This is a genomic window from Streptomyces sp. NPDC050528 (assembly GCF_044457795.1).
GTDB lineage: Bacteria > Actinomycetota > Actinomycetes > Streptomycetales > Streptomycetaceae > Streptomyces.
The window spans coordinates 125,314-146,074 of the sequence record NZ_JBITHH010000016.1 but is presented as its reverse complement, the minus strand read 5'-3'; the positions used below and the strand labels follow the sequence as shown (position 1 = coordinate 146,074).

The 20,761-nt window shown below is 68.9% G+C and carries 19 protein-coding genes; 14 read left to right on the top strand and 5 right to left on the bottom strand.

Going from position 1 to position 20,761, the window contains the following annotated elements; genetic code table 11:
* Positions 1-50: 50 nt before the first annotated feature.
* The 4 genes from ACIBK4_RS42310 (at position 51) to ACIBK4_RS42295 (ending at position 3,481) form a co-directional block, all read left to right on the top strand.
* A complete protein-coding gene (locus tag ACIBK4_RS42310) occupies positions 51-548 on the top strand; it encodes a hypothetical protein (protein WP_399004060.1) in 498 nt (165 codons plus the stop codon).
* 9 nt (positions 549-557) lie between these two features.
* On the top strand, positions 558-1,907 hold the full coding sequence (locus ACIBK4_RS42305; protein ID WP_399004058.1) for a sensor histidine kinase: 1,350 nt from the start codon (positions 558-560) through the stop codon (positions 1,905-1,907).
* A gap of 53 nt (positions 1,908-1,960) precedes the next feature.
* Positions 1,961-2,608, top strand: a complete 648-nt coding sequence (locus tag ACIBK4_RS42300) for a LuxR C-terminal-related transcriptional regulator (protein WP_399004056.1) — start codon at positions 1,961-1,963, stop codon at positions 2,606-2,608.
* 90 nt (positions 2,609-2,698) lie between these two features.
* Complete coding sequence (locus ACIBK4_RS42295; protein WP_399004054.1) at positions 2,699-3,481, top strand: sulfite exporter TauE/SafE family protein; 783 nt, start codon at positions 2,699-2,701, stop codon at positions 3,479-3,481.
* An 81-nt stretch (positions 3,482-3,562) separates the two neighbouring features.
* On the opposite strand, the gene ACIBK4_RS42290 is transcribed toward ACIBK4_RS42295, so the two are convergent.
* Positions 3,563-4,180 (bottom strand): class F sortase, encoded by a 618-nt coding sequence (locus tag ACIBK4_RS42290; RefSeq protein WP_399004052.1) that lies wholly within the window; start codon positions 4,178-4,180, stop codon positions 3,563-3,565.
* Between the two features lie 116 nt (positions 4,181-4,296).
* Positions 4,297-4,815: a hypothetical protein gene (locus ACIBK4_RS42285; RefSeq protein ID WP_399004050.1), complete on the bottom strand. Its 519-nt coding sequence runs from the start codon at positions 4,813-4,815 to the stop codon at positions 4,297-4,299.
* A gap of 297 nt (positions 4,816-5,112) precedes the next feature.
* Here ACIBK4_RS42285 and ACIBK4_RS42280 point away from each other — a divergent pair, with 297 nt between their 5' ends.
* On the top strand, positions 5,113-5,706 hold the full coding sequence (locus ACIBK4_RS42280) for an NADPH-dependent FMN reductase (RefSeq protein WP_399004048.1): 594 nt from the start codon (positions 5,113-5,115) through the stop codon (positions 5,704-5,706).
* Positions 5,707-5,806: 100 nt separating this feature from the next.
* On the opposite strand, the gene ACIBK4_RS42275 is transcribed toward ACIBK4_RS42280, so the two are convergent.
* Positions 5,807-6,055 carry a hypothetical protein gene (locus ACIBK4_RS42275; protein ID WP_399004046.1) on the bottom strand — a complete coding sequence of 83 codons (249 nt, stop codon included), beginning with the start codon at positions 6,053-6,055 and terminating at the stop codon, positions 5,807-5,809.
* Between the two features lie 185 nt (positions 6,056-6,240).
* On the opposite strand from ACIBK4_RS42275, the gene ACIBK4_RS42270 reads away from it, so the two are divergent.
* From ACIBK4_RS42270 to ACIBK4_RS42230, 9 genes are all read left to right on the top strand, one after another.
* Positions 6,241-7,383 (top strand): hemopexin repeat-containing protein, encoded by a 1,143-nt coding sequence (locus ACIBK4_RS42270; RefSeq protein ID WP_399004044.1) that lies wholly within the window; start codon positions 6,241-6,243, stop codon positions 7,381-7,383.
* A 99-nt stretch (positions 7,384-7,482) separates the two neighbouring features.
* Positions 7,483-8,946, top strand: coding sequence for a hypothetical protein (locus ACIBK4_RS42265; protein WP_399004042.1), 1,464 nt, complete (start codon positions 7,483-7,485; stop codon positions 8,944-8,946).
* Positions 8,947-8,960: 14 nt separating this feature from the next.
* Entirely contained in the window at positions 8,961-10,529 is a 1,569-nt protein-coding gene (locus ACIBK4_RS42260; protein ID WP_399004040.1) for a hypothetical protein, read from the top strand.
* The gene (locus ACIBK4_RS42255; RefSeq protein WP_399004038.1) at positions 10,523-11,188 is read left to right on the top strand and encodes a hypothetical protein; all 666 of its coding nucleotides are present in this window, start codon (positions 10,523-10,525) and stop codon (positions 11,186-11,188) included. Before ACIBK4_RS42260 ends, ACIBK4_RS42255 begins: the two co-directional genes overlap by 7 nt.
* A gap of 318 nt (positions 11,189-11,506) precedes the next feature.
* Positions 11,507-12,022, top strand: coding sequence for a hypothetical protein (locus tag ACIBK4_RS42250; RefSeq protein WP_399004036.1), 516 nt, complete (start codon positions 11,507-11,509; stop codon positions 12,020-12,022).
* Positions 12,015-12,632 carry a hypothetical protein gene (locus ACIBK4_RS42245; RefSeq protein ID WP_399004034.1) on the top strand — a complete coding sequence of 206 codons (618 nt, stop codon included), beginning with the start codon at positions 12,015-12,017 and terminating at the stop codon, positions 12,630-12,632. Before ACIBK4_RS42250 ends, ACIBK4_RS42245 begins: the two co-directional genes overlap by 8 nt.
* Positions 12,633-12,965: 333 nt before the next feature.
* Positions 12,966-17,390, top strand: coding sequence for a hypothetical protein (locus tag ACIBK4_RS42240; protein ID WP_399004032.1), 4,425 nt, complete (start codon positions 12,966-12,968; stop codon positions 17,388-17,390).
* A 74-nt stretch (positions 17,391-17,464) separates the two neighbouring features.
* On the top strand, positions 17,465-17,650 hold the full coding sequence (locus ACIBK4_RS42235) for a hypothetical protein (protein ID WP_399004030.1): 186 nt from the start codon (positions 17,465-17,467) through the stop codon (positions 17,648-17,650).
* An 8-nt stretch (positions 17,651-17,658) separates the two neighbouring features.
* Positions 17,659-17,982 (top strand): hypothetical protein, encoded by a 324-nt coding sequence (locus ACIBK4_RS42230; protein ID WP_399004028.1) that lies wholly within the window; start codon positions 17,659-17,661, stop codon positions 17,980-17,982.
* A gap of 9 nt (positions 17,983-17,991) precedes the next feature.
* On the opposite strand, the gene ACIBK4_RS42225 is transcribed toward ACIBK4_RS42230, so the two are convergent.
* Together ACIBK4_RS42225 and ACIBK4_RS42220 are read right to left on the bottom strand one after the other, a co-directional pair.
* Positions 17,992-18,912 (bottom strand): aminoglycoside phosphotransferase family protein, encoded by a 921-nt coding sequence (locus tag ACIBK4_RS42225; RefSeq protein WP_399004026.1) that lies wholly within the window; start codon positions 18,910-18,912, stop codon positions 17,992-17,994.
* Between the two features lie 104 nt (positions 18,913-19,016).
* Entirely contained in the window at positions 19,017-20,660 is a 1,644-nt protein-coding gene (locus ACIBK4_RS42220) for a M4 family metallopeptidase (RefSeq protein WP_399004024.1), read from the bottom strand.
* Positions 20,661-20,761: the final 101 nt, after the last annotated feature.

Genomic DNA, 20,761 nt, shown 5'->3' with positions numbered 1-20,761 from the left:
TCACAGCAGTTCACACGGGCTGCGCCGTTTCATGTGCAGGGGGATGCACCATGACCACCGCCCCGGACCCGACCTCCGTCCACGCCTGGAACCTCGTCCGCGCACCGTTCACCGCCACCACCTGGCGCCGCACCGCCTACGCACTCCTCGCCCTCCCGCTGGGCCTCGCCTGCATCCCGCTCACCCTCCTCGGCGCCCCCACGGCCCGCTGGCAGCGGGGCCTCGTCCACCGCTTCCTCGGCGCCGACAGCATCGCCCCGACCGGCAGGCCCCGCGCCGGCGGCCTGCCCCACGCCCTCCTCGCCACGCCCCTCAACCTGATCACCGCGTTCATCACGCTCTACGGCTGGGCGATCGTCCCCCTCAACCTCGGCTGGCCGCTCCGCGCCGGCGACGACTACTCCGGCGCGTGGGGCGGTCCGACCTTCGCCGGAGCCTGGGTCTTCCACGCGGTGGTCGGCGGCATCGGCTTCCTGCTGCTGATGCCGTGGGTGGTGCGCGGCCTGACCGCCGTGCAGGTCCGTGTCGCCAGGTCGCTCCTCTCCTAGGTTGATCCCATGCCGAGCCTCCGCTCCCGCCTCCGGTCCAGCCTCCGCGCCCGCGCCATCGCCACCTTCGGCCGCCGCGCCCTGGCCGCCGTCCTCTACGGCGTGATCGCCCTCCCGCTCGCCCTCGTCGGCTTCCTCGTCACGCTCGTCGGGCTGGCGTTCGGCGGGGCGCTGTCGGTGACCACGCTCGGCCTGTGGCTGCTGGCGGCGACCGTGCGCGGCGCGTTGGCGCTGGGCGCGCTGCAACGGGGGCTCGCCCGACGGCTGCTCGGCCTGGAGATCGAGCAGCCGGGCGGGTCGGCTGGGGAAGCCGGCGGCACCGGCGTCGGCCCCACCGCGATCCTCAGCTGGCGCCGAGGCATCCTCCTCGACCGAACCGGCTGGCGAGCCGTCGGCTGCGCCCTGTTGACTCCGTTCACAGCCGTTTTCGCGTACGTCGCCGTCGTCATCGGATACGTCTACGGCGTCCTGTTCACACTCCACCCGCTGCTCAAGCGCTGGAACTACAACACGGTTCACAGCACCGACGGCACCACACACCCCGTGTCCACGGATCGCCACGTGTCACTGGAGTTCTTCGGTTACCAGCTCGACTCCTGGCCGCGCTGGTTGATTCCGTTCACAGCCGGTTTGCTGTTGCTGGCCGTCGCACCCCTTCTCCTCCGTTACGCCCTCGGCCCACAGCGCGCCCTGTTGACCGTGCTGCTCGGCCCCGACGCCGCGACCCGCCGCATCCGCACCCTGGAGGAGACCCGCGCCCGAGCCGTCGACGACGCCGCGCAGACCCTCCGCCGTATCGAACGCGACCTGCACGACGGAACCCAGGCCCGCCTCGTCGCCCTCGCCATGCACCTCACCCTGATCCGTGAACTGGTCACCGCAGGCGCCGAACCCGACCGCGTTCTCACCGCCGTGGACACGGCACAGGGCAACGCCACCCAGGCCATCACCGACCTGCGCCACCTGGTCAAGGGCATCCACCCGCCCGTACTCGACGAGGGTCTGCACGCCGCCCTCACCACCCTCGCCGCCGACAGCGCCCTCCCCGTCACCCTCACCACCGACATCGGCACCCGGCCCACCCCGGCCGTCGAGACCATCGCCTACTTCTGCGCCGCCGAACTCCTCGCCAACGCCACGAAACACGCCCGCGCCACCGCCGCCGCCATCGACGTCACCGCCCGCGACGGCGTCCTCCGCCTGCGCGTCACCGACGACGGACAGGGCGGCGCGCTGATCGGCGCGGGCTCCGGCCTGACCGGCCTCCTCGCTCGGGTCCGCACGGTCGACGGCACACTGACCTGCGACAGCCCGCCCGGAGGCCCTACGGTGGTCACGGTCGAACTGCCCCACACGTGACCCCACACGTAACCCCACACGTGACCCACCTGAGCGGACCCGAACGGAGCGGCATGCGTGTCGTCATCGCCGAGGACTCGGCCCTCCTGCGCGACGGCCTGGTCCAGTTGCTCCAGCTACGGGACGTAGAAGTCGCCGCAGCGGTGGGCGACGCGGAGTCCCTGCTGACCGCCGTCGCGGAACACACCCCCGACGTAGCCGTCGTGGACATCCGCCTCCCGCCCACCCAGACAGACGAAGGCGTACGGGCCGCCGTACAACTACGCGACCGGCACCCGGCGACAGGCGTCCTGCTCTTCTCGCAGTACGTCGAGACAACCCACGCGGCCCAACTCCTCGGCAACCCGGCCGGGTTCGGGTATCTCCTCAAGGAACGGGTCGTAGACATCGGGGAGTTCGTCGGCGCACTGGAACGCGTCGCGTCCGGCGGCACCGCGCTCGACCCCGAGGTGGTCGCCCAACTCTTCGGCGCCGCACGCCGATCCACCGCCCTCGACACCCTCACCCCGCGCGAACGCGAGGTCCTCGCGCTGATGGCGGAAGGCCGCACGAACCACGCCATCGCCACGGCGTTCACGGTCTCGGAACGAGCCGTGGAGAAGCACGTGGCCAACATCTTCACGAAGCTCGACCTGCCGCCTTCGGACACGGGAAACCGCCGCGTACTGGCAGTACTCCGCTACCTCGAAACCGGCCGCTGAAGCCCCCCGGATCCTGCCGAAGCCCGCCGAAGCTCACCACCCCCTCAAATGCATGGACGGCACACGCACCCCGTCCCTAGGGTCATGATCATGCCCGACATACCCCTGACCATGGTCGCCGTCCTCTGCCTCACCGCCCTCGCGGCCGGCTGGATCGACGCCGTGGTGGGCGGCGGCGGACTCCTCCTGCTCCCGGTACTGCTGCTCGGCCTTCCCGCAGGCACCCCGGCCGCCACCGCACTCGGCACCAACAAGGCCGTAGCGATCGTCGGCACGTCCGGGGCAGCGGTGACGTACGCCCGCAAGGCACCCGTGAACATCGGCCTCGCCGTACGCATCGGCCTCGCGGCGCTCGCCGGCAGCTCAGCCGGTGCCTTCTTCGCGGCCGGCATGAGCACCGACGTACTCAAGCCGGTGATCATGGTCGTCCTGCTCGCGGTAGCCACCTTCGTCATCCTCCGCCCGGCCTTCGGCACGGCCCCGAGCCCCGGCCCGGCGACCCGCCGCCAGATCCTCGCCGCGATCGGCCTCGCGGGCCTGGGCATCGGCTTCTACGACGGACTGGTCGGCCCCGGCACCGGTACGTTCCTCGTCCTCGCGCTCACCGCCGTACTCCACCTCGACCTGGTCACCGCCTCGGCCACCGCGAAGATCGTCAACTGCTGCACCAACGCGGGCGCCCTCGCGATGTTCGCCTGGCAGGGCACGGTCCTGTGGCAACTCGCGGGATTGATGGCGGTGTTCAACCTCGCGGGCGGCATGCTGGGCGCCCACACGGCACTGAAGCAGGGCAGCGGTTTCGTGCGGGTAGTTCTGCTGACGGTGGTGTTCGGGCTGGTGGCGAACCTGGCGTACCAGCAGTGGCTGGCATGAGAACACCCCGACGGTCAATGCTCAACGTCCCACGCCCCAGGCGCAGTTGGCCAACAGTCAGTAGCCGAAGGCCAGTTGGTTCTACCGACTCCCACTCAGGTGCGCGAACACCACAACATTCCCCTGATACCCCGTCGCCCGCGAATACCCGCCCCCACACGTGATCACCCTCAACTCCGGCCGCCGCGCGGCCCCGTACACCTTCTGATCCGGAAACCGGCTCGCCTGATACACCTCGACCGCGTCCACCGTGAACAGCGCGACGCTCCCGTCCAACCGGTCCAACTCGATCGTGTTGCCCTTCTTCAGGGCGCCGAGGTCGTAGAAGACGGCAGGCCCGTCGGCGTTGTCGACGTGGCCCGCGACGACCGCCGTGCCGGTCTCACCGGGGGTGGTGCCGGCCTCGTACCAGCCGGCGAGGTTCTTCTTCGCGGCCGGGGGCACGTCCAGGCTGCCGGTGCCGGTCAGTTTGAGGCCCATCAGCGGGGCGTTCACACGGATGGCCGGGATCCGGATGCGGTCCGGTGGCGACGGCGGCAGCGGACGCGCCGCGGTGCGCCCGGCGACCGGATCGGGCCGCCCCTCGGCGGCGGACGGCTGCGGCGGGGCGTTCGTATCGGAACCGCTGCTCAACAGCCACGCGCCGGTGCACAGGGCGACCACGGTGACGGCCCCTATCGCGGTATTGCCGAGACGCATAACGCAGCACCCCTCTCCAGTAACTGGCCCCGCGCCCCCTCCGGGCCACGAGGGGCGTCGGACCCGGAGGGGGAGGGGACGTGCGGTACCGGCGGACGGACAGCGGAGGGTGTCCGTCAGAACCTGTCGCCTCTCGCCCGGCGATGCAGGAGCCAGGTACCGCCCGCGGCGGCGACGGCGAGAGCCGCCACGCCGGCCGCGGTCTGCACGGGGTCGGGGCCCAAGGCGCCGCCGACCCCCGTCTTCACACTTCCGCGCGGCTGCACCTGCTGCCGCATCGAGGCCAGCGTCACCATCAGATCGCCGCTGACCTGCCGCCCGTCCGTGCACTTCGCGACGATCTCGTACGTCCCCGGCTGCGCACTCGGCGGCACCTTGAACTGCCCGATGGCGTCGCCCTCGTGCGCGCTCGGCGCCAGCGTGAACGTGCCGGCGCCCACCGCGCTGGCATCACCGGCGGCCGTACCGTCGTCGCCGCACGCCGCCGTGTTCACCGTGACGTCGCCGCCCGGCACGGCGTTCGACGGGAACACCTCCAGACTGCCCCTCTCGCCGCCGTAGGCCGGCGCGGTCGCGAGACCCGCGGCGGCCACGGCGAGCGCGGTGCCGGTCAGCAGACGGGCGGTACGTCGCATCGGTGCTCCTCCGAGCTGTGGTTGGCTGCCCTTCCGAGGTAAGTGGCACCGGGCCGAGCCCGCTTCCTGAGCGAGCGTCAGAATTGCGGTGAATGGGTGTCAGAAAGAGCCTCCGACACGCCTTCTCGCCGCTGTTTCAGCAGGTCATGGCGGTACGACGGGCTACGGCGAAACCCGTCCCGGAGAAGAACCCGAAGGGCGCAAGCCGCGCGTGTGAACGGGTGACCGGGCACCGCCGGCGAAGCCGAGGCCGGCGGCCCTTGACCTCAAGAATGGTTGAGGTACGACGCTGCTCGCATGGACACCGACATCACCCCCACGCAGCCGCTGACCGTGACCGTCGTCATCGGCAGCAACCGCCACGGCCGCTTCGGCCCGGTCGTCGCCGACTGGCTCCTCGCCCACGTCCGCGACCACCCCGACCTCACCCTCCAGGTCGTCGACGTGGCCGACACCGGCCACCTGCCCACGACCCTCGCCCCGACCCCGGAGGCCACCGCCGCACTCGCCGACATCACCCCCAAACTGGCCGGCGCGGACGCCTTCGTCGTCCTCACCCCCGAGTACAACCACTCCTTCCCGGCCGGCCTCAAGAACCTCATCGACTGGCACTTCACCGAGTGGCGCGCCAAGCCGGTCGCCCTCGTTTCCTACGGCGGCCTCGCGGGCGGCCTGCGCGCGGTGGAGCACCTGCGCCAGGTCTTCGCCGAACTCCACGCCGTGACGGTCCGCGACACCGTCTCCTTCCACAACGCGGGCGCGTCGTTCGACGACGACGGCCGCCTCAAGGACTCCTCGGCCCCGGACGCGGCGGCGAAGGCGATGCTGGACCAACTGGTGTGGTGGGGAAGGGCGTTGAAGGACGCGCGTCAGGTGCGGCCGTTGATCTGATGACAAAAAGGAGAGGGCGGCCGACACGGGTCGGCCGCCCTCTTCGCACCGTCACGGACGGCTCGGTGCGCTACCCGGACTGGTGCGCCGGGTGGACGTGTCAGTAACCGAAGATGCCCTGGAACGTGCCGCGGTCCCAGTCGTGGTCCGTCTTGGTGGTCGAGGCGTAGACCGGGCCGACGTGGTCGATGACACCGGCGAACATGGTGTTGTCGGTGTGCCCCGAGCCCTGCGAGCCGGTGCCCTGGACGACCCCGTTGTCGTCGCCGTGGGCGAGGGCGGCACCGGCGCCGCCGAGCAGGATGCCGACGGCGAGGACGGACGTGGTCAGGGCGGAACGCATACGCATGACTACTCCCAATGATCTCTGGAAGACGCGCCGGAAAACAGGCACGCCGGTCGGTTCAACCTCGCAAACGATCACTGAAAACGGCATGCGACCTCGCTGACGCCACGTGGATCACTCCCTGATTCACTCAAACGGGAACGCGTCCCACGCCATGAGAACCACCCCGGCGGAGCATGCATCCCGGCATGAGTGTGGACAAGGCGTACTTCACCGTCGGGGCCACCGTGTCCACGTACGACCTCGAAGCGGACGCGGCCGACCCGGCGCAGGACTGGCAACTCGGCGTGGCCTGGGGCGGGTTGCCGTCCGGCTGGGAGGAGGGCATCGACGCGGCGGTCGACCTCGGCCAGGCGCATCTCTACGTCTTCCGGGGCACGGAGTACGTCCGCATCCCGTTCGCCACCCAGACCGTCGACGACGGCTACCCGCTCACGATCCGCGACAACTGGACCGGCCTCTCCTTCGACACGGTCGACGCGGTCATGAACTGGTCCGACGGAAAGCTCTACTTCTTCAGCGGCCCGCAGTACGTCCGCTACGACATCGCCGCCGACCGCCAGGACCCCGGCTACCCCAAGCCCATCGCCGACGGCTTGACGGGCGTCACCGCCGACTGGATCGGCACCGGCATCGACGGCGCGCTCAACCCCGGCAACGGCCGGGCGTACCTCTTCAAGGGCACCGAATACGTGGCCATCGACTGGCACACCAAGAAACAGGAGGACGGCTACCCGCTCACCACCGCCGACCAGTGGCCCGGCCTCACCGGCCCCTACGACGCGATCTGGTCCAACGCGGCCACCACACCGCCGAGCACATCGCCGAGTTCGAGCAAGGCGACCCAATTCCGGCTCTCCTACGGCGAGTTCGCCACCGCCAGCGAGGCGGCGACCGGCGTCCCCGCCCTGGTCACGCTCGGCCAGGCCGCGCTGGAATCCGGCTGGGGCACGGCCGCGCCCGGCAACAACTTCTTCGGCATCAAGGCGAGGGCGACCGACCCGCCCGAGAGTCGTCAACTGCTGCGGACCCAGGAGGTGTTGGACCGCCCCGACGCGCAGTTCCCCGAGGTCATCTCGGTGACACAGCGCCCCGACGGCAAGTACCTGTACGTCGTCCGCGACTGGTTCCGGGTGTACGCGACCCCCGAGGAATCCTTCACGGCCCACGGCAACTACCTGCGGAACAACGCCCGTTACGCGCCCGCGTTCGACCACACCGACGACCCGTACGCCTTCGCGCGGGCGGTCGCGGACGCGGGGTACGCGACCGCCACGAACTACTACGACTTCCTCGCGTCGGTGATGCGGAGCATCGAGGCAGCCGCCTGAGTCGCGTCGAAGTCGCCCCACTCGCGCGGGGTTCACTTATCAGGGTGAACGGACCTAAGTCGCCGTATAGGTGTCATATGACCCGGGCAGGACAGGTCCATGGGATACCAACTGGGGGATCTGGGGCGGACGTTCCGCGACCAGATGTACAACGTGCTCACCGGCGGCGACGGCAGCGTCCCGCCGGCCAAGTCCAGCTTCATCACCTGGTGCATGCCCGGACTGCCCTACCAGGAGGCGGACTTCGCGTTCGCCGCGCAGGGCATCGGCACCGGCGCCACGGCGGCGGAGGACAAGCTCCTGCTCCAGCAGGCGTACAACTTCTCCTCGCTCATCGACTTCATCCCGGACGTGACCTCGGCGTACTCGTCGGGCCGCCAGGACGGGGTGTGGCGCAACGCGAGCGGTGCCCGGCTGAGCGAGATCTACGGCCAGATCCTCACGTTCTCCAAGGTCGTCGACGACCAGCTCACCGACGACCAGAAGGCCAAACTGGAGCGGTTCCGGGGCCTGTTGAGGGTGACGCGCACGGTGAAGGACATCGTCACCGAGCAGGAGAAGCAGGTCACCGAGGACAGCCCCATGCTCAAGGCCTACAAGGCGTGCATGCAGGCGTACGTCACCGCCGCCCTGTCGTACAACAACAAGCGCATCGCCGCACAGGCCGCCGTGGGCGAGTCCGGCAAGCAGGCGGTCGCGGACTGGGCGGCCAACGCGCAGCTGTACTCGATGCAGGTCGCCGCCGCGATGGACGACTGGACGTCGAGCGGGTACCGCAACGAGGTCGAGGAGATCAACGCCTACATCGACCAGACCACCGAGAAGTCGATGCTCCTGTGGAAGCGCAACCTGGAGCGCTTCTACGAGGAGGCGAACACCAACGCGCTGGGCCCCGGCCAGTCCTTCTACTACACGACGGTCGTCCCCGGTGACTTCGCGACCTCGAACGGCTGGACCGCGTACTCGATGTACCACCAGATGGTGGACTCCCACAGCCACTACGAGACGACGTCCTGGTCGGCGGGCGGCGGCCTGAACTTCGGTCTGTGGAGCGCGAGTTCGGGTGTCACCTCCAACTCCCAGGACTACAGCGAGAATTACCAGGTCGACGACTTCTCGATGTCCTTCGAGATGGCCCAGGTGCAGGTCGTACGGCCGTGGTTCTACCCGGAGTTCCTGGAGAACCGCGGCTGGGACCTGCGCAAGGGGCAGGGCTGGAACTACGACCAGATGCCGTCCGACGGCGGCAATCCGCCCCAGGGCCGCTTCATCGGCTATCCGCTCCAGGCCCTGTTCATCAGGAACCTCACCATTCACTCCGCCTCGCTGGCCCAGGCGTTGCAGACCCACCAGAGCTCCGTGTCGGTCAACGCGAGTGTCGGCTGGGGCCCGTTCACCGTGAAGGGCAGCTACAGCCACTCCGAGTCGGACCAGCACTTCCACTCCGAGAACGACGGCGCCACCATCACCGTCCCCGGCATGCAGATCATCGGCTTCGTCAACCACCTGCTGGACAAGACACCGAACCTGCTCGACGGCCTCGACCCCGACCAACTCGTCTAGGGCGGCGGCGAGTTATGAACGAGACGGCAGAGGTGTGGGCCGCGTCCCCCGTGGACGCGGCGGCCATGTTCGGCCTGGGCGCGTACTTCCGGAACCTGCTCACCGACCCCGACCACCTGGTGAGCGTCCCCGTGACACCGATCGTCCACCAGGACGGCATGTTCCGCTTCGGCGGCGCCCTGGACGCGGCCAGGTCCACGGTCTGGGCCGAGTTCTGCGAACTGGTCAACAGGGTCCCCACCCAACCCATTTGGGCACCCCCGGCCACCTTCCACCTGTGGGACGTCTACGGCGAGGTACTCGGCGCCGACCTGGCCCGCTCCACCCTCACCCCCGAGGAACACCAGCGCTACGACACGGCAGTTGATTATCTGTACGACACCGGCGCCGACGGTGTCTTCGTCCCCTCGCCCGCCCTGCGCGACTACCGCGCGGCCCGCCAGGCCTGGCTCCAGGCCGACACGGACTACCACCAGGCGGAACAGACGGCGACGATGTCGACCGACCAGACGGTCCGCGACCACTGGACCCACGTCGACGAACCCCGGCTCCGCCAGGCCAGGGACGACGCCATGGACGCCTGGCAGACCGCCGGCCACAAGGCCGAGGTCGAGGACGCCCTGCGCGAGACCTCCGAACTCGCCTCGAAGGCCCCCTCCAGCATCTGGAAACGGCACCGCGACACCTTCAACCCGAACCTCCCCGACCAGTACACGACCGCCCCCAACGGCACGCGTTTCGCGCCCACTTACTACTCGCCGGACGCCGTCCTGGACGACCCCTGGTCGAGAGTCGTGCTCTCACAGGACATGCTCCGCACGCTGGCCGCGCAGGCCCCCGCCGACCTCAAGTCACCGTTCGGCGACCGCGCCACCGACGACACGGTCTTCTCCCTGGCCTTCGAATACCGGGTCGTATCGGTCGTCCGCCCCTGGCTGGACCCGCCGATGGAACTCTTCGGCTCCCGCGCCTGGCGCCTCTCGTCAGGCGTCGCCCCGCTGAGCGACGGCGCCACCCCACCCCACGGCCGCTGCCCGGCGTACGTCGAATCGGTCGCCCTGGCCCGCAACATCGAGTTCATCCGCCAGGCCGTCGGCTACACGGAGACCCCCGGCGAGACCACCCTCCACGGCACCTGGACCCTGGACCTCGACAACGGCATCGCGGGCGGCGACATGAACACCGCCGACCTCTGGTGGGAGTGGATGACGGAGACCACCGCCCAGTTGGTGCCCAGCTCGCACGCCGGGATCGTCAACCTCGGCCAGGTCGACTACGACGCCTTCGACGGCCACCGCCTCTCGACCCTGACCTACGGCACGACACCCCTCACCGGCAACCCGAACGCGAGCAACCAACTGGTCACCGGGGACGTGTTCGCCGTACGCACGACGGAGGGCCGCTTCGCCAAGGTGCAGGTGGTCCAGTACGGCTACGACCTCCAACTCCGCTGGGTGGCCTACCAACAGGCGACCTCCGCGATGCAGAGCGGCGACACGGCACCGGACGACGTGTTCCTCGCGGGGTTCGTGTGCCGACAGCTCCCGAAGAGCCCGGACCCCGACCCGGCGCTGTCATGGTGACCCCCGAGACGGTCCCCGAAACAGGCGCCCAACTGGCCGTCCACGGACTGGTGTTGCTGGGCACGGACACCGTCTACGCCGTCCACATGCCCACGTTCACCGCGCCCTACGACTTCCAGGCCGTCCTGCGCGTCACCCTGGACACGGACACCTACCGCACGGCCCGCAATCGCTACGGCACGTCGGCACTGTTCACGGTCAGCCCGAGAACCCTCCTCCTCAAGGACCTTGAGCCGGGTGCCGCCTTCTCCGCCGACCTGTACTTCGGCCGCTTCGGGAGGGACGGGGAGTCGCTGGGGCAGGTGCGGATCGAGATCGAGGAGAGGGCGTACGTCGGCCGCCCGACCGAGCCCGCGACCGACCCGGCGGCCCCGGCTGCCCTCCGCTACGTCCTCTTCGGCCGCGAACAGCTCTACTTGGCCCATGTGTTCACCCGCCCTCCGGACTTCGACCAGGTGCTGACGGCTCAACTCGCGGGGGAGTGGGTGGTGTTGGCCGGTGAGGGGGAGACGGCCGCGCGCACGGTGACGATCCCGAACCGCTCGGACGACCTGCCGGGCCGCCTCCGCCCGGGCGAGCAACTCACCACAGGGGAGACGGAGTTGCAGGTACTGGCCGAGGTGTACCTGGAGACGGCCGACCTGGCGGGTGGGGCCTAGCGTGACAGCGGGGCATGTGTGGGACTCCTGTTTCAGTCGTTCCGTTCCAGGAGGCTCCGTTCCGCTTTGCCGGCCGGAGGTGAATGATCTTCAGCTCCCGGCCACCTTTTGGCACGCCCTTGGTGATTCCTTTGATCAACAACTTTCAGCCATGTACGCGTCAGTGCCTGTCGGTGATTCCGCTTCCTGTCTAAGTTTGCGGCGACGTTACAAACGTTTGTGCGGATTGCATGGGGCTCGGGGGGACCGCCCTCCAAGAGGCGCTTGACCAGCGTCATCGATCCGTATTCGTCGTGCTTCGAGGGGGAGTCAGTAACCATGTTCCAGCTCAGGACGAGTCTGCGTGCCGTCACCGTCGCCGGGATGCTGGCCTTGGGAGTGGTGGCCGGACCGCAGGCGGTGGCCGTCGACCGGCCCGCCGTTCCGCTCGCGAAGGCGGCCGACGCGACCACCCGGGCCATCGCCGAGGCCGACCCGCAGGCCGCGGCGGCAGCGGCCACCGTGTGCGGGACCGGGTACACCCTGTTCCACGCCGTCCCGCTTCCGGAGGGGACGGACCCCAACCTGCGGCTGGCCACGCTGTTCTCCTACGAGAACAACGGCAAGGGCTGCGCCATCCTCGACAACAACGTCGGGGTGTCGCGGTACATGTACCTGCACGTGTGCAAGGTGGACGGCACCGGCTGCGCCACGGACTCGGGGAACTTCAGTGAATACGCGGGCCCGGTCTACGTCGCCAGCGCCGTCTGCGCACCCGTCACCGCGAAGATGGGCACGAGCTCCAGCAGCCTGTACATCAACTACACCTCCGAGTACATGTTCACCTGTGACTGAGAACCGACCCGGCACAACCCTGGCCTGCGCGCGCTTCCTGTTGGTGGCCATGGCCGCAGGACCGCTCGCTCTGACCGCCTGCGGCAGCCAGGGAAGCGACCGGGCCGACACGTCCTCCGTTCCGCGTTCCCCGGCGACCGCCGCGGCTACGCCCACGCCCGCGTCGTCGGGCACGGTCGGCGCCCTCAACAAGGCGGCACAGGACGCGGCTGCCCAGCGTGCGGCGGCCGCCCCCAGCGGGGATCCCGTCCGGCCGACGAACACCGCTGTTCCCGATCCCGAGGACTACGGATTCGGGAAGGCCGCGGCCACGGCGGCGCACGGTGAGGTCGTCGCGTACACGCCCCGCCTGGTGTCGGGACGGGTCGTGGTCCCGCTGACCTTCCACAACAGCGGTGACGAACGCGTGGCCTACACCGTCACCGTGACGGTCGTGGGCGGCGGGCGGAAGTCGCCGTTCACGGTCGTCGAGAAGGCCGGCGACGTCTGGCCGGACACCACGTGGCCGACCCAGGCGGACATCACGGCCTCCGGCGCCACGACCGGGACGAACGACACGAGGATCAGCTTGAAGGTCGTCCAGAACGACCCGTTCGCCGACACCAACTGACCTGTCACCCCCCACCTCCCATTTCCCACCTGTCACCTCTCGCCGTCACTCACGCCTCGCACGCCGTCGTGCGTAGTGTCACCGGCCCAACTCCCCAGTTCCCGCCCGCCTTTCAGGCCGTATCCGGCCGGGACGGGCGGGCCCACTCGTGCCCGGTCGGCGGCCCCTGAGGCCGTCGTCCGCGCGGCCCTCGACATCACCGGCCGACATCACCGGCCGGCACCACTCCGGAAAAGCCACCGCCAGGCCCGCACATCCTTCGTGGGCCGTGGGCGGGCCGAGTCGTGCCCAAAAGGGCACGGGAACCCTGACGAGAAGCGGGACGAACCTCTCTTGAGAGACAGCAGACGAATACGCGCGCGCTGGGCCGCCCTGGTGACCTGCGCCGCGCTGACCGGCGGCTTCCTGCAATCCACCGGCACCACGGCCAGCGCGGCTCCGCCCGCCGTCACCCCGGCGGGCAGCGCCACACCGACACCGTCGGGACGGGTCGCGGACCCGGACAAGAAGCTCGGCAAGGGCTGGAAGACCAGCAAGGACCGCGCCGTGACAGCGGCCGCGGACAGCGACGGACTGAGGATCCTCGTCGCCGACAGCACCCAGGCGTACGCGTGGAAGCCGGTCGCGAGTCTCAGCGAGCCGGGCATGCCGGCGGACTCCTGGGTCGGCAACCAGTGCGTGATCGACCACGACCACGCCGCCGTCGTCTACGCACCGCGCAGCTTCACGAACAAGCCGGACCTGATGCAGGGCGGCGCGTTCGCGGCGATCGTGGACCTGGGCTCCGGCGTGGTGACGAAGCTGCCGTTCACGGCGTCGCTCGCGTACTTCGATCCGTCCTGCAACCCCCAGACGCACACGGCCGCGTTCACCGCGTTCCGTGACATGAACGACCCGGCCGCGACCCGCACCCGCGTCGTGACCGTGGACACCACCGGCAAGACGCTGAGCACGGCGGCCACCAAGGGCGAGATCACCAGTGCCGTCCCCGTCAAGGACGGTGTGATCGGCGCGCTCGGCAGCCATCTGGTCCACCTCGACCGCAAGGGCAGGACCAAGGACCTGCTCACGGCCGGTGGCGTGCCGTTCGACATCCACCCGGTGAACGGACAGAAGGTCGCCTTCGTCGAGCGCGACAACGACGACCGCGCGCGTGCCCGGCTGTGGACCGCGCAGGGCAAGGCCGCCGTCGTCGCCGACGGCAAGCTCGGTGACCTCGACCTGGCGCGCGGCGGTTCCTCCGGAGTGTTCCTGGTCGGGCACCCGTCCGGCACCGTGCACACCCGGGGCAGCGGCATCACCCGGCTCGACGCCCCGGTGGACACCGACATCTCCAGCCTGGGCCGGCTCGCCGTCAACCCCGTTCTCACGCCGGGCATGCGGGCGGGCGTCGACCAGATCAAGAACGCCGGCAAGGGCTTCACGAAGACCGACCCCGCGACGCAGCCGGCCGCCCAGGCCCCGGGCATGCTGACCGCCGTACAGCCCCTGACGGTGACCGCCACCGCCACGGGCACCGGCACGAAGCTCAGCCAACAGGTCACGCCCACCGACTCGGTGACCACGCAGAACCCGCTGTCTCCCGCCCTCGTGTCGTCGTCCAAGGCGACCGCCGCGGCCGGCGCGGCCTCGGGCACTTCCGCGAACCTGGTGCGGACCGCGGCGGTCGTGTCGCACGACCCGACCGATCCCGACCGCTGGTGCTCCGTCTCCCGGAACGACGTCGGCGCACAGGCGCTCCAGCCCACGCCGAACCAGGTCGAGTGGGCGGTCGACATGGCCGTACGCGGTGATCTGCACGCCAGTTACCTCACGCAGGGCGGCTACCGCACCCAGACCGGGATGAGCACCATCGACCCGCAGAGTCTGTTCCCGCCGCCCACCCTGACCGGCGGCGGCCGGATCCCCGCCAACGTGATGCTCGGCATCATGGCCCAGGAATCCAACCTGTGGCAGGCCGAATCCGGCTCCATCCCCGGCCAGATGGGCAGCCCCCTCGCGGCCGTGGACGGCTACTACGGGCACCAGATCGACCCGGGCAACCCGGACTCGTACTGGAACATCAACTGGGACAAGTCCGACTGCGGCTACGGCGTCGGACAGGTCACCGACGGCATGCGGCTGGCCGGTCACGAGAAGGCCGGGGAGACGAGTCTGTCGCCGGCCCTGCAGAAGGCCGTGGCCCTCGACTACACGACCAACATCGCCGCCTCGATGAAGATCCTCGCCGACAAGTGGAACGAGGTCCACAAGGACGGCCAGAAGGTCACCGTCAACAACGACGACCCCTCGTACGTGGAGAACTGGTTCACCGCGGTCTGGAACTACAACCTCGGTTTCAACCCGCCCTCCGACGCCTCGCAGCACGACGGGTACTGGGGGCTCGGCTGGTACAACAACCCGGCCAACCCCATCTACAAGAACAGCTGGAACCACCCGTTCATGGACACGGACGTGGACGGCAGCGAAGCCAACCACGACGCCGCGCACCCGCAGGACTGGCCCTACGAGGAGAAGGTGATGGGCTGGGCCGCCTGGTCCATCGACACCGGATACTCCTACGCCACCAGCGGCCGCCAGGACTGGAAGGGCGAGTCCGGCTTCTCCTCGGCTGGCTTCCGGCCGGCCTGGTGGAACACCACGGCCGCGCGCAGCCAGGTCTCGCCGCCGCTCGTCACCTTCTGCAACCCCGACAACAACTGCAACTCGGCGGCACCGCCGGACTGCGGCACGGAAGCCTGCTACGCGAAGTACTGGTTCAACAAGCCCAACGCCTCGTGGAAGACGGACTGTTCCACCCAGTGCGGGCACGAACTCATCAAATACCAGACGCTGATCCCGGAACCGGGACGTGGCTACCGCCTCAAGAACGGCACGCCCGTCTGCACCGGCCAGCCCACCGGCGCGCACGTGATCGCCTCCGTGCCCAACGGCACGGAAACATGGGGGGATTGCGGACAGGCCACGTCCTCCGGCAGTTTCCAGTTCACGTTCTACCCGTCCACGACGGGCACCCACTACGAGGCGAAGGCCGACCTGCACCAGGTCGGCGGCGGCTACGGCGGTCACTTCTGGTACACCCACACCCGCAACGAGGACCATCTCGGCGGCCCGGGCGGCCTGATGGACATCGACGGCACGTGGACGCTCGGCGAGAAGATGGATCTGGCCCAGGTGTGGGTGCACGTACCCGACACGGGGGCGCAGACCACCCGGGCGCACTACGTGGTCCGCGGAGCGGTCGGCGGACCCTACGACCGGTACGTCGACCAGAACGCCAACAGCGGCAAGTGGGTGTCCCTGGGCGGCTACAAGTTCACCGACACCCCCAGCGTCAGCCTGACGAACTACACGCCCGACGGAACGGCCGACAAGGACATCGCCTTCGGCGCGATCGCCTTCCAGCCCATCTCCGGCACGTTCGTCCACCGAACCCTGACCGCGGCCTCGATCTTCGACCCGAACCAGGAGCTCAACCAGAACAACACCGACTTCAGCACCCCTCTGCGCTCGATGAAGGACCTCTACGAGTGGGCCCTGGGCCTTGCCCAGGGAGGCCACCTGTGGGGCGCCGACCCGTCGGTGATGACCACAGGTCTCACCGAGTGGAGCCGGTGCAACCCCATAGGACACGAGGACTGCACCGGCCCCCAGACGTACGACGCGGCCAAGAAGTGGGCCGACGACATCAAGGCGGGCGGCTACACACCGAACGCCGACGGCTCGGCACCGGCCATGTCGATCCCGGTGTGGATGGGCATGTCCAACCCGCGCCCCGATCCCTCACTGCCGGCGAGCGAGGCGTTCAAGGGGGACAACAGCTACAAGATCAAGAGCGATGTCGTCGTCACGTTCATCACCGACGGCAGCGGAAAGATCATCCCGGGCAGTGAAGGGGCGAACTACAAGGTCCGGGTCGGCAACGCCCATCTCCCCACCTTCGTGACCAGCATCATGGAGGGCATCGAAGCCGACTACGGCATTCCGAAGCCGGACCTCGACTACACCACTCAGGACGCTCTCGAATTCGGCAACGTCGTCACGTCCCACCCCTATACGGACGGGGACACCCCGGGACAGGCCTACTTCCCGAACTTCCGCGGCGGGCGCGTGGATTCGACCCAGATGTGCGTGGATTTCCGGGCTGTCGGCGGCGGTGTGCACGGCTACCGGTCCATGATCAGCAACCATTCCATCAACGACAACGTCAAGGCGTGGGTCGACAAGATCGACAACAGCCCCGACACCAACGTCTCCGTGCGCAACTTCGCCGGAGACGTCTACTCGATGTTCTTCAAGAACTCGGGTGACTGGAACAACAACATGTGGGGCACCATGATCGGCAACGCCCCGCCGATCTGGCAGGACATCGCGGCCGAATTCTGCGCGGACGGCAAGGTCTATCCGATGCACCTGGAGGAGGACCGGGACGCCACGCCTTCCGACGGCATCGTCTTCCAGAGCTACATGCCCGATCTGTACCTCTACATCGACGACAAAATGACCGACAACCTGGGCAATCCGTCGAGCACCAGAATCAGCGGGGGAGACTGGAGAAACTTCTCGAACCTTCCCATCCCGCTCACGAAGGGCCATGCCTTCGGTTCGTGCAACAATTTTGAACGAGGAAGCGGCGGGAATCCCTGGAGCGTCGATCCGCCGGTTCCCGTCACCGGGGACGGCCCCGGCTACCGTCCCACGAGCGTCGTTCACTGCGACCAGCCGTACACCGAGTTCACTGATAATCTGACGCCCTGACAACGGGTCGACGAATGTCCGGGGGCCGATCCTGTACAGGGTCGGCCCCTGGGGTACAGCAATGGAGAAACCGCATGGGGTCGGGCATCACCTTCATATTCGTTCCGCTGTTCTTCTATGTGCCGCTGGCCGTGCTGCTGTGTGTGAAAATCGCGATGAAAAACTCCTGGAAAATGGGGTTGCTGTTCGCGGTGGCTCTTGTCTTCCTGCCGGTCGGCTTCTTTACTTTGGTCGGCATGAACGAATTTGGCGCACTGTAGGGGGATAAATGAAAATCCTCATCATCACGCTGTCCGTGGCATTCCTGTGCGCGGCCTACGTGTGGCCGTTCGTTCCGCTTGTCGTCTACCCGATGAACCGGTGGCTTGGCTTGTGGGCGGCCCTCTATTGTTGCGCCGCCGGGGTGTTCTTCGGGATGGGGTCGGGCTTCTCGCACTACAACATCGGAGCATTCTTCGAAGCGGCCGTCTTCACCTCGGTCGTTCGGGCGGTCGCCGAAGCCGCAGGCCTGTTGGAGAAACCTCGTGACGCATGGCGGAAGCGGCACGCAGCACGAGGCACCGGTGAAGTGAGCGCGGATCAGAGCTCGTAACGCGACCTGTTACGAGCTCATGGCCCCGAAGTCCGCCAGCGCTTCCTCCACGGCCCGATGCCCCACGGCGGCCAGCACGGGGTTCCGCCCGCCCCGGTAGTAGTGCTCCGCCCCGAACCCGAAGCGCAGCGCCCACCCCAGCCCGCGAGCCCACACCGCGTCCTCGAACTCGCCCGCCTCGCGGAAGACTTCACGCGTCCCGGACGAGAACAAGGCCCACGCGGGCAGCGCGTCCGCCGCCGGGTCGCCGACTCCGAGGCAGCCGAAGTCGATGACCGCGCTGAGCCGGCCGGAGGCGGTGAGCAGATTGCCGGGGAGGAGGTCGCCGTGGAGCCAGACGGGGGCGGCCTCCCACTGGGGGAGGGCGAGGGCGTATTCCCAGGCCGCCGTCGCGAGGGCCGCGTCATGGATGCCGTCCGCACCCAGGTCCTCGATCGCCTTACGGACGTCCGCGTCCTGCGCACCGGCCGGCCCGCCCCGGAACGAAGAGGGCCCGCCCGTCGCGTCCACCCGCCGCAGCGCGGCCACGAAACGCCCCAACTCCACTGCCGCGTCGGCGAGTTCGCGTTCGGTCAGCGGCGAGTCGTAAGCGTTGTCCCCGTCCAGCCAGCCGTACACACCCCACCGCAGCCCGTACCCCCACCCCGGCTCACCCATCGCCAGCGGCACCGGAACGGTGAGCGGCAACCGCGGTGCCAGCCGCGGCAGCCAGTGCTGCTCGGTCTCGATCTGCCGTGCCCCGCCGGGCAGTCGGGGCAGGCGTACGACCATGTCCTCGCCGAGCCGGTACATCGCGTTGTCGGTGCCGGCCGAGGCGACCCGGGTGACGGCCAACTGCGCCCATTCCGGGAACTGTTCGGCGACCAGTCGGCCCACCAGTTCCGCGTCGATGTCGAGTTCGTCGGCGTGCATCTTGGTGCTGGACGGCATGGGGCTCCGAGTCTGTGAGGCGGCACCGGAGCCTAGCCGTCGCCGCCCCGCCGTCGCCACGGCATAACTCCGCCGAACAGCCGACTCCGGGCCTCGGCCTCACCTCACCCCACGCTCACCGCACTCCACGCCGCCCCCACCGCGGCGTACTCCGAACTCCCCACCCCGTACAGGTCCTTGGCCGCACTGAGCGTCGCCGTCCGCGCCCCCGCGTAGTTCGTCGAGGACGTCATGTAGACCGTCAACGCCCGGTACCAGATGGCCCCGAGCTTGTCCCGGCCGATGCCGCTCACCGAAGAGCCGTTGCATGTGGGCGAGTTGTAGCTGACACCGTTGATGGTCTTCGCGCCGCTGCCCTCCGCGAGGAGATACGCGAAGTGGTTGGCGACACCGGACGAGTAGTGCACATCGAGATTCCCGACCGACGAGCTCCAACAGTCCGCCGAATTCCCGTCCTTGGACGGCTGGTCCATGAACCGCAGCGCCGCCTTGCCGAAGCCCGACCGCACGATCTTCTCGCCGATGAGGTAATCCCCCAGGTCGGACGAGTTGTTGGCGTACCACTCCACCAGCGTGCCCATGATGTCCGAGGTCGCCTCGTTGAGCCCGCCGGACTCGCCCGAGTACGTCAGCGCCGCCGTCTTGGACGTCACGCCGTGCGTCATCTCGTGCCCGGCGACATCCAGCGCCACCAGTGGACCGAGCTGCGTCCCGTCACCGTCGCCGTACGTCATGCAGAAGCAACTGTCGTCCCAGAACGCGTTGTTGTAGCTGTTGCCGTAGTGGACGCGGTTGTACGAGCCCTTGCCGTCGCCCGCGATGCCGCTGCGGCCGTGCACGTTCTTGTAGTAGTCCCAGGTCTCGTCCGTGCCGTACTGCGCGTCCACTGCCGCCGTGGAACGGTCCGAACTCGCCCCGGTTCCCCAGTGGTTGTCGGCGTCCGTGAACACCGTGGACGGGGCGCGGCTGATGCAGATGCCGAGGATGCACAGATCGGTCTTGTTCGCCGCGTCACCGGTGTAAGTCCCGCCGCGCGTGGCGTCCTTGAGCTGATACGTCGACCCCGACAGCGTCGTCTCCAACGGCACGGTCCCGCTGTACAGCGACTTCCCGTCTCCCGTCGCCGTCTCCACGCTGTCCCAGGCGTCGATCTGGCCGCCGGTACGGGCGTCGGTCAGCACCGTGCGGGCGACCGGATTGCCGAGCGAGTCCTTGGCGACCACGTTCGTCCGCCAGGCGAGCCTCGGGGCGCCGTGCAGGGCGTCAACTATCAGCTGAGGCTTGGCGGTTACCCCCTTGAGGGCCTCACCCAGGTTGGCCGCCCGCAGCGCGTTGACGGCCAGGTCCGCCGCTCTCGGTGCGGCCACCTTCGGCGTCACGGACGCCAGGGATATGGAGCTCCGGGTCGCGCGGTCGGCGCTCCGGTAACTGCCGTTCGGGGTCAGGTGGACCACGAAGTCACCGCCGAGGACGGGCAGTTGACGGTAGGTCCGGTCGTAGCGGACATGCTGGGTGCCGTCCGCGTCGACGATCACGTCACGAACGGACGTGTCCTCAGCGGCTGTCAGCCCCAAGCCCGCGGCATGGGTCACCAACGCCGACGCGGCGTTCGCGATCGCGCCGGCCCGGGTCGGCCGGTCGGCCGCGTGGGCGGTGGGGGCGAGGGTGGCGGCCAACAGGCTCGCGGCACCGGCGGCGACACCGGCTGTGGCGAGACGGGAACCTCGGATGCGCCGTGTCCGACTCATGGGTCTCCTCAAGAACGCAAGTGGGGGGCGTGGGGGCTGCGTTGATGTTGAATGAGATTTAAAGGGTCCGGGACATGTCATGTCCATAGCGCGTGCAAAGA